General features: G+C 56.2%; 23 protein-coding genes. 13 read left to right on the top strand and 10 right to left on the bottom strand.

The genetic code is table 11. The features are described from left to right. Positions 1-23 precede the first annotated feature (23 nt). Genes flaF through FIL88_RS15515 form a run of 3 tightly spaced genes read left to right on the top strand, consistent with a single transcriptional unit; the run spans position 24 to position 1,584 of the window. Positions 24-392: a flagellar biosynthesis regulator FlaF gene (gene flaF / locus FIL88_RS15525; protein ID WP_322788902.1), complete on the top strand. Its 369-nt coding sequence runs from the start codon at positions 24-26 to the stop codon at positions 390-392. After that, on the top strand, positions 389-793 hold the full coding sequence (gene flbT / locus FIL88_RS15520) for a flagellar biosynthesis repressor FlbT (RefSeq protein ID WP_142854797.1): 405 nt from the start codon (positions 389-391) through the stop codon (positions 791-793). The genes flaF and flbT overlap by 4 nt, the downstream gene beginning before the upstream one ends. Beyond that, positions 790-1,584, top strand: a complete 795-nt coding sequence (locus FIL88_RS15515; protein WP_142854796.1) for a DUF1217 domain-containing protein — start codon at positions 790-792, stop codon at positions 1,582-1,584. Before flbT ends, FIL88_RS15515 begins: the two co-directional genes overlap by 4 nt. Positions 1,585-1,591: 7 nt before the next feature. Here FIL88_RS15515 and FIL88_RS15510 read toward each other — a convergent pair whose 3' ends face one another. Further along, positions 1,592-2,917: a FliI/YscN family ATPase gene (locus tag FIL88_RS15510; protein WP_142854795.1), complete on the bottom strand. Its 1,326-nt coding sequence runs from the start codon at positions 2,915-2,917 to the stop codon at positions 1,592-1,594. An 81-nt stretch (positions 2,918-2,998) separates the two neighbouring features. On the opposite strand from FIL88_RS15510, the gene FIL88_RS15505 reads away from it, so the two are divergent. The 10 genes from FIL88_RS15505 (at position 2,999) to FIL88_RS15460 (ending at position 8,310) form a co-directional block, all read left to right on the top strand. Continuing rightward, positions 2,999-3,391, top strand: coding sequence for a FlgB family protein (locus FIL88_RS15505; RefSeq protein ID WP_142854794.1), 393 nt, complete (start codon positions 2,999-3,001; stop codon positions 3,389-3,391). 6 nt (positions 3,392-3,397) lie between these two features. Next, complete coding sequence (flgC, locus tag FIL88_RS15500; protein WP_142854793.1) at positions 3,398-3,790, top strand: flagellar basal body rod protein FlgC; 393 nt, start codon at positions 3,398-3,400, stop codon at positions 3,788-3,790. An 11-nt stretch (positions 3,791-3,801) separates the two neighbouring features. Beyond that, positions 3,802-4,092, top strand: coding sequence for a flagellar hook-basal body complex protein FliE (gene fliE / locus FIL88_RS15495; RefSeq protein ID WP_142854792.1), 291 nt, complete (start codon positions 3,802-3,804; stop codon positions 4,090-4,092). Then, entirely contained in the window at positions 4,092-4,361 is a 270-nt protein-coding gene (locus tag FIL88_RS15490; RefSeq protein ID WP_142854791.1) for a flagellar biosynthetic protein FliQ, read from the top strand. The genes fliE and FIL88_RS15490 overlap by 1 nt, the downstream gene beginning before the upstream one ends. A 1-nt stretch (position 4,362) precedes the next feature. Continuing rightward, the gene (locus tag FIL88_RS15485) at positions 4,363-5,082 is read left to right on the top strand and encodes a flagellar hook-basal body complex protein (protein ID WP_142854790.1); all 720 of its coding nucleotides are present in this window, start codon (positions 4,363-4,365) and stop codon (positions 5,080-5,082) included. Positions 5,083-5,094: 12 nt separating this feature from the next. After that, complete coding sequence (gene flgG, locus FIL88_RS15480) at positions 5,095-5,880, top strand: flagellar basal-body rod protein FlgG (RefSeq protein ID WP_142854789.1); 786 nt, start codon at positions 5,095-5,097, stop codon at positions 5,878-5,880. Then, positions 5,880-6,314, top strand: coding sequence for a flagellar basal body P-ring formation chaperone FlgA (gene flgA, locus FIL88_RS15475; protein WP_142854788.1), 435 nt, complete (start codon positions 5,880-5,882; stop codon positions 6,312-6,314). Before flgG ends, flgA begins: the two co-directional genes overlap by 1 nt. A gap of 12 nt (positions 6,315-6,326) precedes the next feature. Further along, complete coding sequence (flgH, locus tag FIL88_RS15470; RefSeq protein WP_142854787.1) at positions 6,327-7,055, top strand: flagellar basal body L-ring protein FlgH; 729 nt, start codon at positions 6,327-6,329, stop codon at positions 7,053-7,055. Positions 7,056-7,066: 11 nt separating this feature from the next. Beyond that, on the top strand, positions 7,067-7,561 hold the full coding sequence (locus FIL88_RS15465; RefSeq protein WP_142854786.1) for a flagellar basal body-associated FliL family protein: 495 nt from the start codon (positions 7,067-7,069) through the stop codon (positions 7,559-7,561). A 95-nt stretch (positions 7,562-7,656) separates the two neighbouring features. After that, positions 7,657-8,310 carry a GntR family transcriptional regulator gene (locus FIL88_RS15460; RefSeq protein WP_142854785.1) on the top strand — a complete coding sequence of 218 codons (654 nt, stop codon included), beginning with the start codon at positions 7,657-7,659 and terminating at the stop codon, positions 8,308-8,310. On the opposite strand, the gene FIL88_RS15455 is transcribed toward FIL88_RS15460, so the two are convergent. The 9 genes from FIL88_RS15455 to FIL88_RS15415 all read right to left on the bottom strand — a co-directional run bounded on the left by FIL88_RS15455 (position 8,307) and on the right by FIL88_RS15415 (position 20,104). Beyond that, on the bottom strand, positions 8,307-8,999 hold the full coding sequence (locus FIL88_RS15455; RefSeq protein WP_142854784.1) for a fumarylacetoacetate hydrolase family protein: 693 nt from the start codon (positions 8,997-8,999) through the stop codon (positions 8,307-8,309). The two genes, FIL88_RS15460 and FIL88_RS15455, sit on opposite strands and share 4 nt — an antisense overlap. Continuing rightward, a complete protein-coding gene (locus FIL88_RS15450) occupies positions 8,996-9,832 on the bottom strand; it encodes an alkaline phosphatase family protein (protein ID WP_142854783.1) in 837 nt (278 codons plus the stop codon). Before FIL88_RS15450 ends, FIL88_RS15455 begins: the two co-directional genes overlap by 4 nt. A gap of 158 nt (positions 9,833-9,990) precedes the next feature. Next, positions 9,991-11,628, bottom strand: a complete 1,638-nt coding sequence (locus FIL88_RS15445) for an ABC transporter ATP-binding protein (protein WP_142854782.1) — start codon at positions 11,626-11,628, stop codon at positions 9,991-9,993. Next, entirely contained in the window at positions 11,625-12,440 is an 816-nt protein-coding gene (locus FIL88_RS15440) for an ABC transporter permease (protein ID WP_142854781.1), read from the bottom strand. The genes FIL88_RS15445 and FIL88_RS15440 overlap by 4 nt, the downstream gene beginning before the upstream one ends. Next, entirely contained in the window at positions 12,437-13,393 is a 957-nt protein-coding gene (locus FIL88_RS15435; protein ID WP_142854780.1) for an ABC transporter permease, read from the bottom strand. The genes FIL88_RS15440 and FIL88_RS15435 overlap by 4 nt, the downstream gene beginning before the upstream one ends. 10 nt (positions 13,394-13,403) lie before the next feature. Next, complete coding sequence (locus FIL88_RS15430; protein ID WP_142854779.1) at positions 13,404-14,993, bottom strand: ABC transporter substrate-binding protein; 1,590 nt, start codon at positions 14,991-14,993, stop codon at positions 13,404-13,406. Positions 14,994-15,241: 248 nt separating this feature from the next. Further along, positions 15,242-17,896 (bottom strand): TRAP transporter large permease subunit, encoded by a 2,655-nt coding sequence (locus tag FIL88_RS15425; protein WP_142854778.1) that lies wholly within the window; start codon positions 17,894-17,896, stop codon positions 15,242-15,244. Positions 17,897-17,907: 11 nt separating this feature from the next. Further along, a complete protein-coding gene (locus FIL88_RS15420) occupies positions 17,908-18,900 on the bottom strand; it encodes a TRAP transporter small permease subunit (protein WP_142854777.1) in 993 nt (330 codons plus the stop codon). Between the two features lie 115 nt (positions 18,901-19,015). Further along, positions 19,016-20,104, bottom strand: a complete 1,089-nt coding sequence (locus FIL88_RS15415) for a TRAP transporter substrate-binding protein (RefSeq protein WP_142854776.1) — start codon at positions 20,102-20,104, stop codon at positions 19,016-19,018. Positions 20,105-20,296 lie beyond the last annotated feature (192 nt).

Here is a 20,296-nt window from a genome sequence, read left to right as displayed (position 1 = left end):
CGGAAGGACATCCTTTGACCGCTATGAACATGACCAAAACGGCTTATGCGGCAACTCAAAACACCGTACGCACCCCGCGCGGCATCGAATACGAAGCTTTCGCTCGTATCACACATCGCTTGAAGTCTTCGGCAGAGAAAGGCCGCAACGAATTCGGGCAACTCGCACAAGCAATCCACGAAAATCGCCAGCTCTGGACTTTGCTGGCCGCCGATGTCGCCGCCGCAGAAAACGGCCTACCCGCCGGCCTACGTGCCCGCATCTTCTATCTTTATGAATTCACCAACCAGCATTCACGCAAAGTTCTGAAAGACCCTGACGAGGTCGGAGTCCTGGTTGAAATCAATACCGCCGTCATGCGCGGCCTGAGACAGAAGGCAGAAGCAGCATGAGCGGCCTTGTTCTGAAGCTCAGCCCGAAAGAACGTGTGCTCATCAACGGTGCCGTGATCGAAAACGGTGATCGCCGATCGCGCCTGTCAATCGTCACACCCAATGCAAACATTTTGCGACTGAAAGATGCCATCCACCCAGAAGAAGCAAACACGCCTGTACGGCGCGTATGCTATATTGCACAGTTGATCCTGTCGGGTGACGCCGCACAAGATGAAGGCCGCTTGCAGCTTCTGCGTGGGATTGAGCAGTTAAGTCAGGTCCTTACCGACATTGACAGCCGTTCGATACTGGATGCTGCAAGCAGCGCCGTGGTCGATGATCAGTATTACAATGCGCTGAAGCAGCTCCGATCTCTGCTTCCGCGTGAACAGCGCCTGTTGTCGGCGCGCTACGCATGAGCTTTCAGCCGGTCATACCGTTCAGCGGCGCGGCCGGCTGGTCCTTTCTGCAGCGCACAAAGGAAACTCAGCAAACTGCGTTTGAGAGTAGTGCTGTTCTTCAACGGGACGTGAAGTACTTTGAAGAGAAGATTGGCAACATAGATACCGCAGAACAACTTGTTAGTGATCGTCGACTTCTGTCCGTCGCATTGGGCGCTTACGGGTTAAACGACGATATTAACAATACCTATTTCATCCAGAAAGTGCTGGAGGATGGGACCATTGATCCAAGCGCTTTATCGAACAAACTGTCTGACAAACGGTATTACGAGATGGCCAAGGATTTCGGGTTTGGTGATCTTGGCATTCCAAGCACTCAAATTTCGGATTTTGGTGTGAAAACCATCGATTCGTACAAAGAACGCCAGTTTGAGATTGCCGTCGGAAACCAAAGTCAGGACATGCGTCTGGCAATGAGCTTGGAGCGCGACCTGAGCAACATCATCAACAAAACAACAAGCGAGTCTGGGAAGTGGTTCTCGGTCATGGGGAACCCGCCTTTGCGGCAGGTATTTGAAACCGCGTTGGGGCTGCCCACCTCCTTTGGAACGCTTGATATCGATAAGCAGCTGGGCATATTTCAAGAGAAATCCGAACGGTATTTTGGCGACCAGACGGTCGATCAGTTTAAGGATCCTGATCGGTTGGACGAACTTACGCGATTATTCCTTGCACGATCACAGATCGCACAAGGGGCTGCGGCTTACAGTTCGAACTCCATCGCGCTAACCTTGCTGCAGAACATCTGACCAAGCCCTAATCCTGCGCCAAACACGCCTGTAACCGCGCGAAGCTGGCGCGTGTATCCACAACTTCAGGCGCGGCAAGAAATTCGTCGATCTGCGACCAAGCCCCAACTGCATGATCCAGTTCTGCATCAGTTCCAGCGGAGTACAGCCCCGCCTGAATCATCATCTCTGAACGATCATAAAGTCCCATCAACCGGCGCCCTTGCAACAACAGTGCGTTCTCATCCTTGGTGGCCGCATCAGGCAAAGCCCGCGAAACCGAACGCAAGATGTCTATTGCTGGAAATCGGCCGCGCTCTGCGATCTTACGGTCCAAGACAACATGCCCATCCAGAACGCCGCGCAAGATATCCGCCACTGGTTCTTCCATATCGGATCCGGCCACAAGCACCGAAAACACGGCCGTAATGTCGCCAGCTGATCCAACCCCTGGGCCCGAACGCTCACACAGCGAAGTAATCTGTTGGGTGGTCGATGGTGGAAACCCACGTAAATTCCCGGTCTCGCCTGAAGCCAATGCGATCTCTCGGTGAGCTTCAGCAAATCGCGTGATGCTGTCCGCGAGAAACAGGACCTGCCGACCCAAATCGCGAAAGTGTTCCGCCACGGCCATCGCCGTCCACGCGCATCGGCGGCGCATCATGGGTGACTGGTCTGAGGTCGCGGCCACCACCACCGCACGCTTCATGCCCTCTTTTCCCAATACACGGTCAACAAATTCGCGCACTTCGCGTCCACGCTCGCCGATCAGGGCGATAACCACCACATCCGCATGTACGCCGCGCGCAAGCTTGGCAAGCAACGTAGATTTCCCGACACCTGACCCGGCAAATAATCCAATGCGCTGACCGCTGACGATCGGAAGGAAGGTGTTAAACACAGTCATTCCAGTTTCAAGCCGATCCCCAAGGGGGCGGCGCGCCGTCGGATTTGGTACGTCGCTCTTTAATGCGCGTGCGCGCACACCTTGCAAAATCGGCGCCCCATCAAGGCTGTGCCCCAATGGATCCACCACGCGCCCAACCCAACTGTCGTCTGGCGCAATGCTGGTGCCGCCCAGCAAGACGACCTCGTCTCCGATCTGCAGGCCGGCACAGTCCCCATCTGGCAGCACGCTGACAGCTTCACCGGTCAGACCCAAGACTTCACCCATGCGCGCATCGGCTATGCGTGGTCGGATCTGCACCAGATCCGCTTGCGCTGCGACCTTCGTCAAACCCGAGACGCGAACAACGCCTTGTTGGATTCCAGTCACGCGCCCAATCGGCTGCACAACCTGCGTAGACGCGACCGCTGCAGACACCTGTTCAAATCCAACATTATGCACCGGCATTCTCCTAAAATTTTCACTGAAACTGTTTATAAAGGAATCAGGGTTAAGCCTTGGTTGAAGCCAATCGAGGGAGAAGCCCCGATGTTTGAAAAATTGACTATATTTGCCAAGGCTAACCACCTTGCATTGCATGCCGCGGCACGACAGTCCGTCATCGCACAGAATGTGGCGAACGCGGATACGCCGGGCTATCGCGCCCGTGATGTTGCCTCGTTTTCCGAAACCTATAGGCCCGATCAGGCCGATCAGATGCGTGCAACACGAACTGGGCATTTCGGTGCGCCGGGCGATGCAACAGCCAAACCTGAAATAGATACAGTATACCGCCCCGGCGCGACATCGCCCAACGGCAACTCGGTCTCGCTTGAAACCGAAATGATGATGGCTGCCGAGGCCAAACGCGATCATGACATGGCGCTGGCCGTTTACAAATCAACACTGGGCATAATGCGCAGCTCGTTGGGGCGGAGGTAACGCTGGATGAGTGACCTTCGAAATTCCGTCGCCGCCGCAGCGTCTGGCATGCAAAGCCAGGCTCAACGCCTGCGACATGTCTCGGAAAACATCGCAAATGCGGATACGCCGGGTTACCGCCGCAAGATGGTCAGCTTTCAGGCCGCCATTGATGGTGGTCGCCCAACTGGTCTGGTGGAAACGGGTCGCGTGCAGTTGGATAAAACTGCCCTGCCCGCCATCTACGACCCATCCCATCCCATGGCTGACGATACCGGGCATTATGAAGGCTCGAATGTCGATTTGATTATCGAGATTGCGGACGCGCGCGAAGCGCAGCGCAGTTATGAAGCCAATCTGAAAATGTTCGACCAGTCACGTCAGATGTCACGCGGCCTGTTGGACCTGCTGCGACGCTAGGAGAAATAATTATGGACATTCGCGCGACCCTTGCCTCGCAACAATACGCAGCCTCGCGTCAGGCGGCCGAGCCAAAGGCGAATAATGAACAAAAAGTGAACAATTTCGCCGGGGTCGCGCAAGACTTTGCGCAAACCCTGCAAAACGGCGAACAAACGGCAATGGCCGCCCTGTCGGGTGATGCTGATCCCCATGCGTTGGTGCAGGCTCTGGCTCAGACCGAGCTGGCAGTCGAAACCGCCGTCACTGTTCGTGACAAAGTCGTCGAAGCCTATCAAGAAATTCTAAGGATGCCGGTCTGATGATGGATGAAATCATCTTCTATGACACATTACGGGCCGGACTGTGGAACGCGGTTCTGATCTCGATCCCGATCTTGTCGGTGGCGTTGATCGCGGGTCTGATCGTGGGCCTGTTTCAGGCACTGACGTCGATCCAGGAAATGACCCTGACTTTCGTCCCAAAGGTGGCCGCCATTCTTGTCGTGTTCTGGGCCAGCATGGGCTTTATGACCGAAACGCTGGTCAGCTTTTTCCAATTGCGCGTCATTCCACTGATTGCGGGGGGATAAGATGGATAATATCGGCTATACATCCCTGACCCGGCAATCCGGCTTGATGCGTGAAATGCAGAGCATCGCCAACAATATTGCCAATTCGTCGACCACTGGGTTCCGGCGCGAAGGTGTCATTTTTTCCGAATACATTCATGCGCTTGAGCGGCAGGATCCATCACTGTCGATGGCCACCGCCAACACACGTGCGCTGAATTTAGAGCAAGGCGCGCTGACCCAAACGGGGGGGACATTTGACTTTGCCATCGAAGGTGACGGTTTTTTCCTGCTGGACGGGCCGACTGGGCAATTTCTAACCCGCGCTGGGGTTTTCACACCCTCCGCAGAAGGCGAACTTGTGACCCCAGATGGCTATCGACTGTTGGATGGCGGGGGATCGCCCGTTTTCATTCCTCCCGATGCGACATCTGTTTCGCTGTCATCTGACGGCACATTGTCTGCCGATGGGCGGGCCTTGGCGCTGATCGGTCTGTTCTCGCCGGTCGATCAAACCGATCTTCAGCATCGTGACGGTGTTCGGTTCGAAGCCCCCGGAGGCGTTGAACCCGCCCTAAGCGAAGCCTCGATTCTGCAAGGGTATGTCGAAGGGTCAAACGTCGATCCCATCGCGGAAATCGCCCGGATGATCGAGGTGCAGCGCAGCTATGAGCTGGGTCAGAAATTCATGGAAAAAGAAGACGAGCGTATCCGCTCGGTCACGAAAACCGTCTTGGGATAACAGGAGACCTAAATGCGCGCTTTGAACATTGCAGCAACCGGGATGCTGGCCCAGCAGATGCGGGTCGAAACGATCTCGAACAACTTGGCGAACATGTCGACCACGGGATACAACACCCGCCGGGCGGAATTCGCGGATCTGCATTATCAACAAGCCACCCGTGCTGGTACGATTAATGCCTCGGACGGGACCGTCCTGCCCACGGGCGTGCAGCTGGGGTTGGGTGTACGGCCAACTTCAGTCACGATGATGGTGCAACAAGGGACGCTTGCGCAAACAAATGGCAAGCTGGATCTGGCAATTGAAGGCCTGGGGTATTTCGAAGTCACTCTGCCGTCGGGCGCATCCGGGTATACCCGCGATGGAGGACTGAAATTGTCCGGCGATGGATTGATCGTAACCTCGGACGGCTATCCTGTCTCGCCCGAGATCACCGTGCCTAGCGATGCACGCGATATCTCGGTCAATGCAGACGGCGAGGTCTATGCCTATTTCGAAAACACCGTCGAGCCGCAGCTTCTTGGGGCATTTACGATGGCCAACTTCACCAATGACAAAGGGCTGGAAGCGATTGGATCAAACTTATTTCGTGAAACACCCGCCTCGGGTCCGGCATTTGTCGGCGCCCCCGGCGAAGATGGGCGTGGAACCTTGCGTCAGGGATATCTGGAAAACAGCTCGGTCGACGCAGTGCGCGAAATCACCGAACTTATTGCCGCTCAACGCGGGTACGAGTTGAACTCGAAAGTCATCACCGCGGCAGACCAGATGCTTGCGGCAACCACACAGGTGCGCTGATGAGGCAACTATTGATTCTCCTTTTGATAAGTCTCGCGCTGCCCGCAAGTGCCGATACCGTCGTCACCGCCCGAAACCTGCGCCCCGGGATGATTGTTACCGCACAAGACGTGAAACTGGTGGCGACCGACCTTGCCGGCGGGTTTCAGTTGCTTGAGGACGTTATTGGGCAAGAGGCCCGCGTGGTGCTGTATACTGGTCGCCCTGTTCTTCCGAACGACATTGGTCCACCTTCGGTGATTGACCGAAACCAAATCGTCACGCTGGTCTATACGGCAGGCCCCATGACCATTCTGGCCGAGGGGCGCAGCCTTGGGTCCGGCGCAATTGGGGATCGGGTGCGCGTAATGAACCTGTCATCACGCACCACAATCACTGGCTCGGTCTCAGCCAACGGCGACGTCATCGTCTCGAACTCTCACGCCCAATTTTGACAAGGAAACCCAATGCGTCTGACACTGCCCATCCTGATACTATCCATAGCTGTAACCGCATGTTCCCGAATGGAAAATGTTGGCAAAACTCCGGAGCTAAACCCCGTCGAAATGAGCGCCGAGCATCAGGCAATGAGTGCCTCAGCCTTGCCGCAGGACATCCCGCCGCAGGGTACCGTAGATCGCTCGTCCCTGTGGAGCGGCGGGCGCCAATCTCTGCTTGGCGATCGGCGTGCCCAACAGTCGGGCGACATCCTGACTGTGGTAATCGAAATCAATGATCGGGCGGAGTTCTCTAATAGCTCGTCGCGGGCACGCGGTGCCTCCGAAGATATGGGTGTTCCCAACCTGTTTGGAATACCGCAATCAGTCGACAAAGATTTACCTGAAGGTGCATCCCTTGCAAACGCCGTTGGCTTGTCGTCGAAAAGCTCGTTCAAAGGCAATGGCTCTGTCAAACGGAACGAAAAACTCGAACTGCGAGTGGCCGCCACCGTTCTAGGCACATTGCCCAACGGTGTGTTGCAGATCCAAGGCACGCAAGAGGTTCGGGTCAATTTCGAACTGCGCGAACTTCTGGTCACAGGCTTCGTCCGCCCCGAAGACATCTCGCGCCAGAATGAGATTCCGTATGACAAGATCGCGTCTGCCCGAATTTCCTATGGCGGTCGCGGGCAGATCAGCGACGTTCAGCAGCCACGCTATGGCCAGCAGGTCGCAGACATCATCCTGCCATTCTAAGGGGGAATTCAATGGGAAAGCTTATCCCGATTATTCTGGCCTTGTTAGGCCTGGGCGCCGGCGCTGGCGCTGGCATGATGCTTCAACCCGAACCCGAGCCTGTCGTGATGAACCCTTGCGGTGATGTTGACCCAGATAAGCACGGGGATACCAAAGAGAAAATAGCCGACGAAGCGCCAACTGACACCGAATTTGTAAAGATAAACAATCAGTTCGTGGTGCCGGTCGTCGCAGATGGAAGAGTCTCGTCGCTGGTTGTTCTGTCGTTGAACGTCGAGGTGGACCTTGGCGGGCGGGAAGCCGTTTACAAACGCGAACCCAAGCTGCGGGACGAATTCCTTCAAGTGATGTTCAACCATGCCAACACTGGCGGGTTTGACGGCATGTTTACACAGTCCAGCCGTTTGGATCCGCTGCGCGCGGCCCTGCTTGAAGTGGCGCAATCCATCCTTGGGAAAAACGTTAAGGATGTATTGGTTACCAACATCGTACGTCAGGACACATGATGGCTTAGGCTTTACACATCTTCGTTATCAGTGGACGATGCGAATTGCTTCGGGAACGAGAATAACGATTGCTAGTCTGTATGGGGGATCAGTTTATGCAGTTAAAATCCGTAGACGTGTCAAAGACAGCTTCAGCGACAACAATCATTTTCGATGCTTTGAAACAAGCCATTGTCGAGGGCGAACTAGAGGACGGCACACCTTTGCGTCAAGACGAGATTGCCAAGATGTTCAACACCTCTCGGATTCCGGTGCGTGAAGCCATCTTGAAACTGGAAGAGCACGGATTGGTCACGTCGAAGCGATACAAAGGCGCGGTGGTGTCGTCTTTGACGCAAGACGAGGTACGTGAAATCTTTGATTTCCGGGCATTGCTTGAATCCAATGTGATTGCAAAGGCTGTTCCAAAGATGGATGATCAGGTCTTGCGCAAAGCCCGCGGGTACTATGAGGCCTTGGCAACCTCGACAGATCCTTCCGAATGGGGGGATTTGAACCGAAAATTTCACGAAACCCACTATGCGGCCAGCGGCCTGACATATCATCTGGCGGAAATAGACAATGCGCTCAATCGAATTGACCGCTATCTACGCGCCCGCATTTTGATGGACAACGGAGTCGTGCGTGCTGATAGCGACCATCAGGAGATCCAAGAGGCTTGCGAGGCTGGCGATGCCAATAGAGCTGCTGAACTAACCTTTAGGCATATTGAGAAGGCGCGCGAAAAGTTGTTGGCGTTTCTGGACTAACTGTCTTCGAACCGTGTGGTGATTGTACCAAGCCCTTCGATTTGCCCGACGCAGGTATCGCCGGGTTGAAGCGGGCCGACATTTTCTGGCGTGCCGGTGAAAATCAAATCTCCGGCGCAAAGCTCTACCAGCGTCGACAAATAGGCGATCACATCGGCCACTGGCCAGATAAGATCCGAAATATCCGAGCTTTGGCGCGTTTCTCCATTCACGCTGAGCGAAATCGCGCCCTGTGTGATATGACCGACGGCCTTGACGGGATGAAGTGCTCCGCAGGGGGCAGAACGGTCAAACCCCTTGGCCATGTCCCATGGACGCCCTGCCGCTTTCGCCGTGGCCTGAATATCGCGGCGGGTCAGATCGTTACCAACGGCATAGCCCCAGACGTGCTCCAATGCCTCAGACGCAGCGATGTTTGCGCCGCCCTGACCGATGGCCACAACCAGTTCGACCTCGTGATGCAGATTTGACGTGCCCGGTGGGAATGGAATACTTGCCCCATCCTGAACCAACGCATCTGCGGGTTTCGAAAAGAAGAAAGGCAGCTCCCGATCCGGATTCGCCCCCATCTCGCGGGCGTGGGCGGCATAGTTCTGTCCGACACAGAAGATCCGCCGCACTGGGAACCTTTGATCTGAACCAACGATCGGAAGATACGGCTGCGCGGGAGCGGGAATGGCCCAAGTCATTTCAGGAACACCTTGCCTTTCATCGTATCTGCAATCGGCGCACCCAACAGGGACAGAACTGTGGGCGCAAGCTGAGTCTGGCACAGAACATCGCTGTCATCGACCACCTCTGCATCCCCGAAATAGTAAAGCGCGACATCTTGTTGCAGGTCTTCGTGCCCGCCGTGATGGCCGCGATCTGTCTGGCCGTGATCGGCCGTGACGATCAAATCATACCCCTGATCCCGCCAGCGCTTGATGAAGGGGGCCATCTGTTCATCCATCATGAAGCACGTGTGATCCATTTCTTGGCAGTCATGCCCAAAGCGGTGCCCCATGCTGTCCAGCGTGCAGGTGTGCAGGATGCCATAGTCGATCCCCTTGCGTTCACACAGCATGGTCAACGTGCCGAACAGATCGACATCCGCCGGTGTGCATTGGTTGATCATCCCATAGCCGGTCATGGTGTGGAACCGGCCGTGATTGATCGACGTGCTTTCAAGCTCGTCATATTCCACATCCCGCACGACGTCGAAGGGCGCACGATTGAAGAATTCAGACCAGAAGGAATGGGTCACCGCACCTGTGACGCCACCAGCCTTGCGGACTTGGCTGAAAATGTCGTCATGCGACAGGCGGAACACATCGTGGTTGCCTGTGCAGCCATGTTCCTGCGGCGTAACACCGGTATGGATCGAAGCATAACAGCTGGCCGAGGTCGACGGCAGCACTGCCCGCATCTTCAGAAGCTTAGCATCGCCGGACTGCACCCAGCCTTCCAGATTGCCAAACAACCGACGCCAGTTGCGGTGCGGCACCCCGTCGATGATGAGAAGCAGGAGTTTTCTGTCCATGTCAGCGCCCTTCCAGTTTGCGCGGTAGTTTTCCCCAGACTAGGCGAGGGCGGTCACGGATTTATGTAACAGCCGCGTCAGAATGGGTCGGTTTTGTACCGGGAAAAGAAAACCGGGGGCGTATTCGCAACGCCCCCGGTGCTTTCGAAATCCAGCGATTAGTTGCCAGCGCTTTCCATTTTTCGGTTCTGCACGACCTCTTCCAACCACCCAAGACGCATCTCGGGAACAGAACTCAGCAGCAGGTCAGTATAATCATCAAACGGAGGCGCCAGCACGTCAGCTTTCGGGCCATAGCGCACCACGCGACCCTGATACATCACAGCAATTGAATCCGCGATGGCCTTCACCGTCGCAAGGTCATGGGTGATGAACAGATAGGCCACGTTTTCGATCTTCTGAAGATTCTCCAAAAGTTTCAGAATGCCATCCGCAACCAGCGGATCCAGCGCCGAGGTGACCTCGTCACAGATGATGACCTTGGGCTTCGCGGCCAGCGCGCGGGCGATACAGACACGCTGTTTCTGACCACCAGACAATTCTGCCGGATAGCGGTCCATGAACTCTGGACCCATCTCGATTTCTTCCAGAAGTTCCAGAATCCGCTTCTTCTTCTCAGCACCACGCATGCCGAAATAGAACTCAAGCGGGCGGCCGATGATCGTCCCGACGGTCTGGCGTGGGTTCATGGCCACATCCGCCATCTGATAGATCATCTGAAGCTCGCGCAGATCCTCGCGCGAGCGGCCTTCCAGATCCGACGACAGGTCACGCCCGTCGAAATGGATCTTGCCTTCGCGTGGTGGCAACAGGCCGGTGATCACGCGGGCCGTGGTTGATTTGCCGGACCCGGATTCGCCCACAACCGCTAAAGTTTGGCCGGGGTGAAGCTCCATCGTGACATTGTGCAAAACGTCAAAATTCGTGCCCTTATAGCGGGCGGTGACGTTTTCCACGGTCAAAACGGGATTATCCGTGGGCGGCTTGCCATCATGCTGCGTCGAACGAACCGACACCAGATCGCGGGTATATTCCTCAACGGGATGGTTGATGATCTGATCCGTGGTGCCATGTTCAACCATGTCACCCATGCGCAGTACCATGATCTCGTCCGAGACTTGGGCAACCACCGCAAGGTCATGCGTGATATAAAGCGCGGCCACGCCGGTATCCCGAATAGCTTCTTTGATCGCCATCAACACGTCGATCTGCGTGGTGACGTCCAGCGCTGTGGTGGGTTCATCGAACACGACCAAATCAGGCTCGGGGCACAGGGCCAAGGCCGTCATGCAGCGCTGCAACTGACCACCCGACACCTGGTGCGGATAGCGATCGCCAATGTTCTCGGGATCCGGCAAACCCAGCTTGGTAAACAGCTCGACCGCGCGGGCTTCGGCCTCTTTCTTCGAGAATTTGCCCTGATGCAGCGAGGCTTCGATCACCTGCTCCAAGATCTTCTTCGCGGGGTTGAAACTGGCCGCAGCCGACTGGCTGACATAGGTCACTTCAGTCCCGCGAAGCTTGCGCAGATCTTTCAGGTTGGTGCCTAGGATCTCGCGACCATTGACCCAAACCTTGCCGCCGGTGATCTCGACCCCGCCACGGCCATAGGCCATCGAGGCCAGACCGATGGTGGATTTGCCAGCGCCGGATTCACCGATCAGCCCCAACACCTTGCCCTTCTCAAGCTCGAAGGACACACCGTGTACGATGTCGATATTCCGAGGCTTCTCGCCGGGCGGATAGATCCGCGCGCCGATTTTCAGATCTTCGACCTTCAGAAATTTCTCGCTCATCCGCGGCCCCCTTTCAGGCTGGTGGTGCGGTTCAGCACCCAGTCGGCAACAAGATTCACGGAGATCGCCAGCGTCGCGATAGCAACGGCGGGCACAAGGGCAGCCGAGATGCCATAAACGATACCGTCTTTGTTTTCCTTCACGATGCCGCCCCAGTCAGCGTTTGGCGGTTGTACGCCAAGACCAAGGAACGAAAGCGTCGACACGAAGAGCACCGCAAAGATGAACCGCAGACCCATTTCGGCCACCAGAGGAGACAGCGCATTGGGCAGGATTTCACGGAAGATGATCCAGCGACGGCCTTCGCCACGCAGCTTCGCGGCTTCGACAAAGTCCATGACATTGATGTCCACAGCGACCGCACGGGCCAAGCGATAGACGCGGGTCGAATCCAGAAGACCCATGACCAGGATCAGCATGAACAGTGTCACCGGCATGACCGACAGCACAACCAAAGCGAAGATCAGGGTCGGGATGGACATGATCAGGTCGACGAAACGGCTCATCAATTGATCAACCCAGCCACCGACCACCGCAGCTGTAAAGCCAAGGATCGAGCCAAGTGTGAAGCTGAGGATCGTGGCAGCCGTGGCGATAAAAATCGTCGTCCGTCCGCCATAGATCATGCGAGAAAGCAGATCACGACCGATATTGTCGGTGCCCAGCCAGTGCTCGGCGGATGAGGGCTCCCAGACGTCACCAACGATTTCAGTCATCGGATAGGGCGCAATCAACGGGGCGAAGATCGCCATGAAGAAATAAAGCCCTGTGAAAAACAGGCCAATCAAGGCCGCGGGGGGTATTCTCATCATTTCGGATGCCTCAGCCTTGGGTTAGCCAGGATCGACACGATGTCAGCCACCATGTTCAACCCGATATAGACTGCCGCGAAGATCAGACCGCAGGCCTGCACAACGGGCACGTCACGTTTGGCCACATGGTCAACCAGATACTGGCCCATGCCGGGGTACACGAAGACCACCTCGACAACCACGACGCCCACGACAAGGTAAGCAAGGTTCAGCATAACCACGTTCACCACCGGCGCGATGGCGTTCGGAAAAGCGTGGCGCGCGATGACCTGAAAGCTTGTCAGGCCCTTCAGTTCAGCCGTTTCGATATAGGCCGACTGCATCACGTTCAGAATGGCGGCACGTGTCATGCGCATCATATGTGCCAGCACAACCATGGTCAGTACCGTCACGGGCAGCGCAATTGCGCTAAGTTTTTCGCCCAGCGACATGCTGTCATAGATCGTAGAAACGGTGGGCGCCCAGCCCAGTTTCACACCAACAAAATACATCAGCAGATAACCAATCAGGAATTCGGGGATCGAAATCGATGCCAGCGTTACTGCCGAAATCAGCTTATCAGGCCAACGCTCGCGATAGCGTACTGCCAAAAGGCCAAGGAAAATGGCCAGTGGGACGGCAACGACGGCGGCCCAGAAGGCCAAAAACAGCGTGTTTTTCAATCGCCCGCCAAGGCTTTCGACAATATCGCGCCCATTGGTCAGCGCCGTGCCAAGATCACCCTGAAGCGCACCAAACAACCAGTTGAAATAGCGCGTGGTGGCGGGCTGATCCATGCCGAGCTCTTTGCGCAAGTTGGCGAGGGATTCAGGAGTAGCAGCTTGACCAAGGATGCTTTGGGCGACGTCGCCCGGCAAGATGGTCGTACCGACGAAGATCAGTACCGAAGCTGCGAGGAGCAGAAGGATGCTCAGCGCCAAGCGCTGAGCAACCAGTTTTAAAATGGGATGCATGGAGCGGACCTTACGCGTCCAGCCAGCATTTGATCGGAGCCCACGAATACATCAGGAACCCGTTCGGATCGTCTTCATAACCCACGACTTGCTTCGATACGCCATCAACGAAGTCGTTGAACATCGGAGCGATCAGGCCGCTTTCGTCACGAACCAAGTGACCCATGCGCGAATACATCTCTTTGCGCTTCGCTGGGTCCAGTTCGCCACGCGCCTTGATCAACAGATCGTCGAACTCGGCGTTGTTGAAACGGGTGTCGTTCCAGTCGGCCTGCGAATGGTACGCGGTGGTGTACATCTGGTCCTGAACCGGACGGCCGGACCAATAGGACGCACAGAACGGCTTGGCGTTCCAGACTTCCGACCAGTAACCATCCGACGGCTCGCGTTTGATTTCCAGCGGAATACCTGCAGCAGCGGCGGACTGTTGGAACAGCTGAGCTGCGTCCACAGCACCGGCAAATGCAGCATCCGACACGTGCAGTACGATGGGCGAGCCATCATGGCCCGATGCCTTATAATGCTCGGCGGCTTTCTCGGGATCATACATACGCTGTTCGAACGAATCGTCGAAGAACGGATAGGCTGCGTTGATCGGCATATCGTTCCCGACCGAACCAAAGCCACGCAGAACTTTTTCAACCAGCTCTTCGCGATTAATGGCGTATTTCAGTGCCAAACGCAGGTCTTTGTTGTCAAAAGGTGCAGTATTACCATGCATGACAAAGACATAGTGTGCGCGACCGGCGACGTTGCGAACTTCAAGGTTCGGGGCGCGGTTCAAAAGGCTGGCAACCTTGGGATCAACACCGTTCACCATGTGAACCTGACCCGATTGCAGGGCCGACATACGGGCGGTGTTGTCGTTGATGACCAGCAGCTCAACCTCATCCACGTGGCCACGGGTGTCATCCCAATAGTTCGGGTTCTTCTTGAATGCGTGGCGCACACCCGGCTCGTCCACCTCAATGGTGTAAGGGCCGGTGCCGATGCCTGCATTCGGGTTATCAAATCCACCATCAGGCTGAACAACAAGGTGCCAGTCTGCCATCAGGTACGGAAGGTCAGCGGTGGGGTTTTCCATTTCGACGGTGAAGGTGTCACCTTCGGCGCGCATATCTTTGATGCCCTGAAGCACACCCAGCGCACCCGATTTCGAATCTTCGTTGGCGTGACGCTCTACGGTGCGCAGGAAGTCTTCCGACGTCACGGTCTTGCCATTGTGGAATTCAACGCCCTGACGGACTTTGAAGTGCCATGTCTTCGCATCAGGAGTGCTTTCTACGCTTTCAGCCAAACGCATTTCGACGCTACCATCGGCGGCCACGTCAACCATTTGGTCACCGTAAAGGCGCAAATTCATACCCGGAACCTGCGTCGCGGCGGGTGCCGGATCCAACGTATTGGTGCTTTCGCCACCCATCATACCCAGCTTCATGGTGCCGCCCTTTTTGGGCCCGGCCGCCAGAGCCGCAGAAGACAACATGGTGCTTGCAGCGGCAGCCGAAACGCCTAGCGCACTTGCACGACCCATGAAGTCGCGGCGTGACAGCTTGCGATCAGCAACACGTTTGGACAGATATTCGAGTTCATTTTTCATTGAAGGCTCCCTAAGTGGTCGGCGTGTGACGATGGACCGCCGTATTATTAGTTCAGCCAATAGAGTTGCGCAGAACCCGACCCATCGCAAGGGCGGATACCGACTCTCGGTCACAAGTTTGCGACATGACACGCCCCTTTGCGACATTTTATCTGCAAAATCCGCTGCCTGTGTTCGCAGCAAGTGCAAAGAAAAGGGCCGGATAAAATCCAGCCCTTTCAAATATTTATATGTGCCTATCTATCAGATCAGAAGTTAAGAGAGATATCCCGGTGATAGGCGGTGCACGATGCCATTTCGAGCGCCTGATCCCGCGTAAAGCGCGGCTGCTGGCGGATACCCAAAGTATCCTTTATGCCATCCATATAGGCATTCAAGCCATCGCGCAGCTTGGCATCTGCCTCGGCCCGCCATGCAAGCTGACCTTCATAAGCAGCGACCGCATCATCGTAAGCAGCCAAGGCTTTGTCCCGATCTGGTGTCTTAGATTTCAACGCCTTACGGGCTTTGCTTAGCGCCTTCTTCACGTCATCTGCACCCTCGACCTTGCCAAAGACTTTCGACAGCTCGTTCACCAGCTCTTGCGCTTCTTTCTCTGGCGTCGACATGATCGTCACTTTCATGTCGCGCAGATCCTGCTCAAGCGCCACAAACGCGTCGTTGGCGTCCAGCACAGCTAAAACCGACATCGGAGCCTCCCACGCACCATCCGCAGCACGGCGATACTTGGACCGCGCGCTGTTTTCAGCTTTGGTGAGCGTTTGGAACTCTTTGTGCACGCCTTCCCAGCTTTCCGGGATTCCAGCACGCAGATGCTCGATCTCGGCTTTCAAAGCAGCAACCTTCGTGTCCAGCTTGGCCTTGTCGGCGGCCTGACTTTCATCACGCATCCGGCTGGCCTGCTTTTCAAGCTCGGCAACCTCGTGCTGGATGTTGCGGATCTGCTTTTCTATGCCGCGCACCAACCGCAGTTGCGGTCGATACTCGCCCGATGCCGCCTGCACGCTGTCCGCAGATGCAAACGCCGTATCCAGCTCGGTCAAAGCCGCATCCGCGGTGTCGAAACCGTCGGTCAGGTCATCTGCCAAATCCTTCGGCAGTACCGACAGATCCAAACCGCGCGCTGCTGCGATCGCATCGCGGGTGGCCGAACTTTCGGCAAGTTTCTGGCCCACGTAGTCTTCGACGCACAGCTGCAGTTTTGGGTTGCGCGGCGGCGGGCTGCTTTCCGACAGGAAGCTGACGCGGTTGGGCAGATAGTTCACCAATGGCGGATACAGACCTACGATCACCAGCGCCGCAATCTGAAGCGAGATGAAGGCAATCACGCCCTTATACATCTGCACCGTTTTCACGATCGCAGGGGCCACGCCACGCAGATAGAACAACGCAAACCCGAACGGAGGTGTCAGGAAGCTGGTCTGAATGTTCAGACCAATCATCACACCCAGCCAAACGGCGGTGATGTTCGCTTCGGGATCGGCCAGCAGGATCGGGGCCACGATAGGCACAACCACAACCGCGATCTCGATGAAGTCCAGAAAGAAACCCAGAACAAAGATCACCAGCATGACGATGAAGAATTGTGTCCAGAACCCGCCGGGCAGACCCAGCAGGAATTCTTTCACCAGATCCTCGCCCCCGAACGCGCGGAAGGCGGCGGTCAGCATGGCGGCACCCAGAAGGATGATGAACACCAGCGACGTCGTCTTTGCTGTTTCCAGCATGACGCCCGCCAAGGTGTTTTCAATCTTCAGAACACGCCAGCAGGACCAGATCAGTGCAACCAAAAGCATGATCGACCCAACCGCACCAAGGATGATGCCCAACCGGTCCGAGCCATCCTCGATCGCTTTCACGTTCATGTCGAAATTGATCAAGGCAATGGCAAGCACGGCCAGCGATGCAATCGCCAGAAGCGCCGGATAATAGAGCGACTTGTTGGCCTCGGGCAGTCGATATCCCGCCATGATCATCGCGCCAGCAGCACCAATGGCGCCGGCTTGGTTCACGGTGGCGACACCGGCGATGATCGACCCTAGAACAAGGAAGATCAGCGCCAGAGGCGGCACCAGAGTGATCAGCATATTCTTCAAGAAAGCGCCGTCATACTTGCCGTCATAGGGCACAGCAGGCGCCTGTTTCGGCTTCAGGATCGCGTAGACAAGGATGTACAGCATGTACAGGCCCACCAGCAGCAGTCCCGGAATGAACGCACCCAGAAACATCTCGCCGGCGGAGGTTGATCCTACGTCGAAAACCGACGGCATGGACAGCTCGCCCGTGGCTTCTTTGTGCAGCGCCTTACGCGCAGTCGACGCTTGGTCGGTCGCGGATGCCAGCTGGTCGGCCAGAATGATTAGCACGATCGAGGGCGGAATGATCTGTCCCAGCGTGCCCGAGGCCGCAATCGTACCGGTCGCCAGCGATGGCGAATAGTTGTTGCGCAGCATTGCTGGCAGCGAAATCAAGCCCATCGCCACAACAGTCGCACCAACGATCCCGGTGGTGGCCGCCAGCAGCGCACCCACGAAGACAACCGAGATGCCCAGACCACCCGGCACCGGGCCAAACAGTTGTGCCATCGTGACCAGAAGGTCCTCGGCGATTTTCGAGCGTTGCAGCATGATGCCCATGAAGATGAACAATGGGATGGCGATCAGGGTATCCCTCTCGACCTCCCAATAGACGCCCCTAAGGTTCGTCACCCCCGCGGACAGCCATTGGTTTGGCCCGCCCGAATGGAAATAGGCATCAGTCGAGCCTGCAAAGATGTAACCGGCACCGGCGGCAAGGCCGATGGTGATGATGGCTGCACCCGGAAGCGCAAAGGCCACGGGATAGCCGGACCCAAGGGCAGCGGCCATGATCAGGATAAGAAGGGCTAGGAAGTAGAATTCCATCTGTCGTGTCCTTAATGAGCCGCCGGGGCGACTTCACGGTGTCCGGGCTCGTCACGTTTGTCGGCGACGGCCTCAAGGAAATAGCTGACGAACTGGATCAGCATGGTGATGGCAAACACACCCAAGAAGGCGGCCATCTGGTATTTGATGAACATGCCCACGCCACCAGCCTGCGAGATTTCGAGGTTGATGATAGGGCTGTTGATGATCGAGGTCTTGCCATTGAACCCAACTGCGAGGATCACCCAGACGGTGCTCATTCCCAGTACGATCGATCCGAAAGCGTTCACAAAGCCACGTGTGGTGCGGCCAAATCCGGCATAAAGCACATCCACACGGACGTGGCCTTCTTCGAACAGGGTAAAGGCCGAGGCAAACAGGAACAGGGCCGCGTACCAGTAGCGCACGAGGTCACCCATAAGTGCCTGCTCATAGCTGAACACAAAGCGCGAGATCACGATCAGCAGCTCAGCCGCAACAATCATCAGGGCAAGCCATGTAAAGCCCAGCGTGCGGGTAAACAGCGCGACCACAAAACCCGACGCGATCAGCGGAATATGGATATAGGGACCAACCCAACGCGATTTGCTGAACAGTTTGGCGGTGTCTTCGCCGAACATGCCCGCCAGAATGCCTTCGACCCGCATGAAGGCGATGGCACAGTCGGCGATGCCAACCAGCAGAACAGCCCAAAACATGGCGCGAATCAGATAAACGTTGAACTTGTGGATCTTCATCGCATCCCAGCGCAGCGCCGTGGCTTTCGTGCTGAGGACATAGAAGGCTGCAAGGGCAACGCTGACGATATAGACTGCCAGATTAGCCCAGCTGCCCCCCGTCGCACCGCCTTGGAATATCGGTTTTGCGCCCGGCATGCCGAAGCCTACGACCAGTACGTTGTTTACCAGAAACGCAAACAGGAAGCCAAGCATGCCCCATGCAAACAGCCGTGCGGTGATTGCCGGGCTGCCTTCGCGTGAAATGTCGGAAAAATCGGTTGCCATCAGCTCCCCCGAAGTCGGTTGGTATAAGGCGTCCGGGCAGTGGTCGCCCATGGTGCCTTAAAAAAGAGCGGGACCATTTCGGCCCCGCTCAGATTGTTTTTCAGCGATCTGCGGCTTACTCGCCCAGACCCAGAACGCGGTTACGCTGGTTGATATAGCCCACTTCGAACTGAGCCATCATGGTACCCATCTCGCGGAGTTTGCCTTGGAAGTCATCATTGACCCGTGCAGCCAATTCCGAATGGTCGCGGGTTTCTTCAAACACTTCCTCGGCAGCTTCGCCGAAGCTGTCCCAAACATCGTCGTTAAACGCGCGAACCTGAACGCCTTGCTCGTCAACCAGCTTGGCCAGATATTCGCCGTTCTTCGCAATGTTTTCTTCGTGCGATGCAGCGTGCTCTTCGTTACATGCCGCTTCGATTACAGCACGCTCCCAGTCGGAAAGACCGTCATAGAATGCGCGGTTCATGCTGAAGGACAGACCTCCACCCGGCTCGTGCATACCAGCGGTGTAGTAGTACTTGGCCGCTTCGTAGAACTTCATGAAATAGTCGTTGTACGGACCAACCCACTCGGTCGCGTCAATGGCGCCCGACACTAGGTTTTCATAGATCTGCGAACCGGGCACCGAAACCGTCGACGCACCAAGCTTCGACAGAACCTGGCCACCCAGACCGGGAATACGCATCTTCAGACCCTTCAGGTCATCTGCGCTTTCGATTTCTTTGTTAAACCAGCCGCCAGCCTGCGTACCGGTCGACCCAGCCGCAAGAGCTTTCAGGCCGAATTCGCCCGAGACTTCGTCCCACAGTTCCTGACCGCCACCAAATTTGATCCATGCGTTCCACTCGGGTGTCGACATACCGAACGGTACCGACGTGAAATAGGCAAATGCAGGGTGCTTACCGGTGAAGTAGTACTCGGCACCGATATAGGCCTGTGCGTTGCCGGATGCGACTTCGTCGAAGACGTCAAAGGCACCAACACGTTCGCCGGAGGCAAAGTACTCAACATTCAGGGCGCCGTCGGACAGTTGACCGATGCGAGCGGCCAGGCGCTGGGCCGAAATGCCCAGACCCGGGAAGTCCCGCGGCCAGGTCGATACGATGGTCAGGGTCTTGCCACCTTGGGCAAGTGCGGGCGTTGCAAGAGCGGTTGCACCAGCGCCCAGCGCTGCACCCTTTAGAAACTTACGGCGTTCCATATTGGAATCTCCTCCTCCGAGTTCTCAATTTTTTCTTCTGAGACGCACAGGAAAAGCACTGGCCCGCCTGCGCTGCCACGCCAATTACTACTCAGGTTTTAACGGATTTCAATTGGAATCTGCTTAACTGGTAAAGTTTTTTTACCAATTACCACGTATCCCGTTGTCAGCCAAACATAACTGACACCAAGA

The sequence above is a fragment of the Aliiroseovarius halocynthiae genome, assembly GCF_007004645.1.
Classification (GTDB): domain Bacteria; phylum Pseudomonadota; class Alphaproteobacteria; order Rhodobacterales; family Rhodobacteraceae; genus Aliiroseovarius; species Aliiroseovarius halocynthiae.
Note: the sequence above shows the minus strand (reverse complement) of the source record. Positions and strands in the feature narration are given on the sequence as shown.

What these genes read in the sequence shown, in the direction of transcription:
- FIL88_RS15465 (WP_142854786.1), top strand. Translation starts at nt 7,067, where the DNA reads ATGGGAAAGCTTATCCCGATTATTCTGGCCTTGTTAGGCCTGGGCGCC.
- flbT (WP_142854797.1), top strand. Translation starts at nt 389, where the DNA reads ATGAGCGGCCTTGTTCTGAAGCTCAGCCCGAAAGAACGTGTGCTCATC.
- FIL88_RS15515 (WP_142854796.1), top strand. Translation starts at nt 790, where the DNA reads ATGAGCTTTCAGCCGGTCATACCGTTCAGCGGCGCGGCCGGCTGGTCC.
- FIL88_RS15460 (WP_142854785.1), top strand. Translation starts at nt 7,657, where the DNA reads ATGCAGTTAAAATCCGTAGACGTGTCAAAGACAGCTTCAGCGACAACA.
- FIL88_RS15490 (WP_142854791.1), top strand. Translation starts at nt 4,092, where the DNA reads ATGATGGATGAAATCATCTTCTATGACACATTACGGGCCGGACTGTGG.
- flgA (WP_142854788.1), top strand. Translation starts at nt 5,880, where the DNA reads ATGAGGCAACTATTGATTCTCCTTTTGATAAGTCTCGCGCTGCCCGCA.
- FIL88_RS15445 (WP_142854782.1), bottom strand. Translation starts at nt 11,628, where the DNA reads ATGAGCGAGAAATTTCTGAAGGTCGAAGATCTGAAAATCGGCGCGCGG.
- FIL88_RS15430 (WP_142854779.1), bottom strand. Translation starts at nt 14,993, where the DNA reads ATGAAAAATGAACTCGAATATCTGTCCAAACGTGTTGCTGATCGCAAG.
- FIL88_RS15435 (WP_142854780.1), bottom strand. Translation starts at nt 13,393, where the DNA reads ATGCATCCCATTTTAAAACTGGTTGCTCAGCGCTTGGCGCTGAGCATC.
- FIL88_RS15510 (WP_142854795.1), bottom strand. Translation starts at nt 2,917, where the DNA reads ATGCCGGTGCATAATGTTGGATTTGAACAGGTGTCTGCAGCGGTCGCG.
- flgC (WP_142854793.1), top strand. Translation starts at nt 3,398, where the DNA reads ATGAGTGACCTTCGAAATTCCGTCGCCGCCGCAGCGTCTGGCATGCAA.
- FIL88_RS15485 (WP_142854790.1), top strand. Translation starts at nt 4,363, where the DNA reads ATGGATAATATCGGCTATACATCCCTGACCCGGCAATCCGGCTTGATG.
- fliE (WP_142854792.1), top strand. Translation starts at nt 3,802, where the DNA reads ATGGACATTCGCGCGACCCTTGCCTCGCAACAATACGCAGCCTCGCGT.
- FIL88_RS15450 (WP_142854783.1), bottom strand. Translation starts at nt 9,832, where the DNA reads ATGGACAGAAAACTCCTGCTTCTCATCATCGACGGGGTGCCGCACCGC.
- flgG (WP_142854789.1), top strand. Translation starts at nt 5,095, where the DNA reads ATGCGCGCTTTGAACATTGCAGCAACCGGGATGCTGGCCCAGCAGATG.
- FIL88_RS15440 (WP_142854781.1), bottom strand. Translation starts at nt 12,440, where the DNA reads ATGATGAGAATACCCCCCGCGGCCTTGATTGGCCTGTTTTTCACAGGG.
- flgH (WP_142854787.1), top strand. Translation starts at nt 6,327, where the DNA reads ATGCGTCTGACACTGCCCATCCTGATACTATCCATAGCTGTAACCGCA.
- FIL88_RS15415 (WP_142854776.1), bottom strand. Translation starts at nt 20,104, where the DNA reads ATGGAACGCCGTAAGTTTCTAAAGGGTGCAGCGCTGGGCGCTGGTGCA.
- FIL88_RS15455 (WP_142854784.1), bottom strand. Translation starts at nt 8,999, where the DNA reads ATGACTTGGGCCATTCCCGCTCCCGCGCAGCCGTATCTTCCGATCGTT.
- FIL88_RS15505 (WP_142854794.1), top strand. Translation starts at nt 2,999, where the DNA reads ATGTTTGAAAAATTGACTATATTTGCCAAGGCTAACCACCTTGCATTG.
- FIL88_RS15420 (WP_142854777.1), bottom strand. Translation starts at nt 18,900, where the DNA reads ATGGCAACCGATTTTTCCGACATTTCACGCGAAGGCAGCCCGGCAATC.
- FIL88_RS15425 (WP_142854778.1), bottom strand. Translation starts at nt 17,896, where the DNA reads ATGGAATTCTACTTCCTAGCCCTTCTTATCCTGATCATGGCCGCTGCC.
- flaF (WP_322788902.1), top strand. Translation starts at nt 24, where the DNA reads ATGAACATGACCAAAACGGCTTATGCGGCAACTCAAAACACCGTACGC.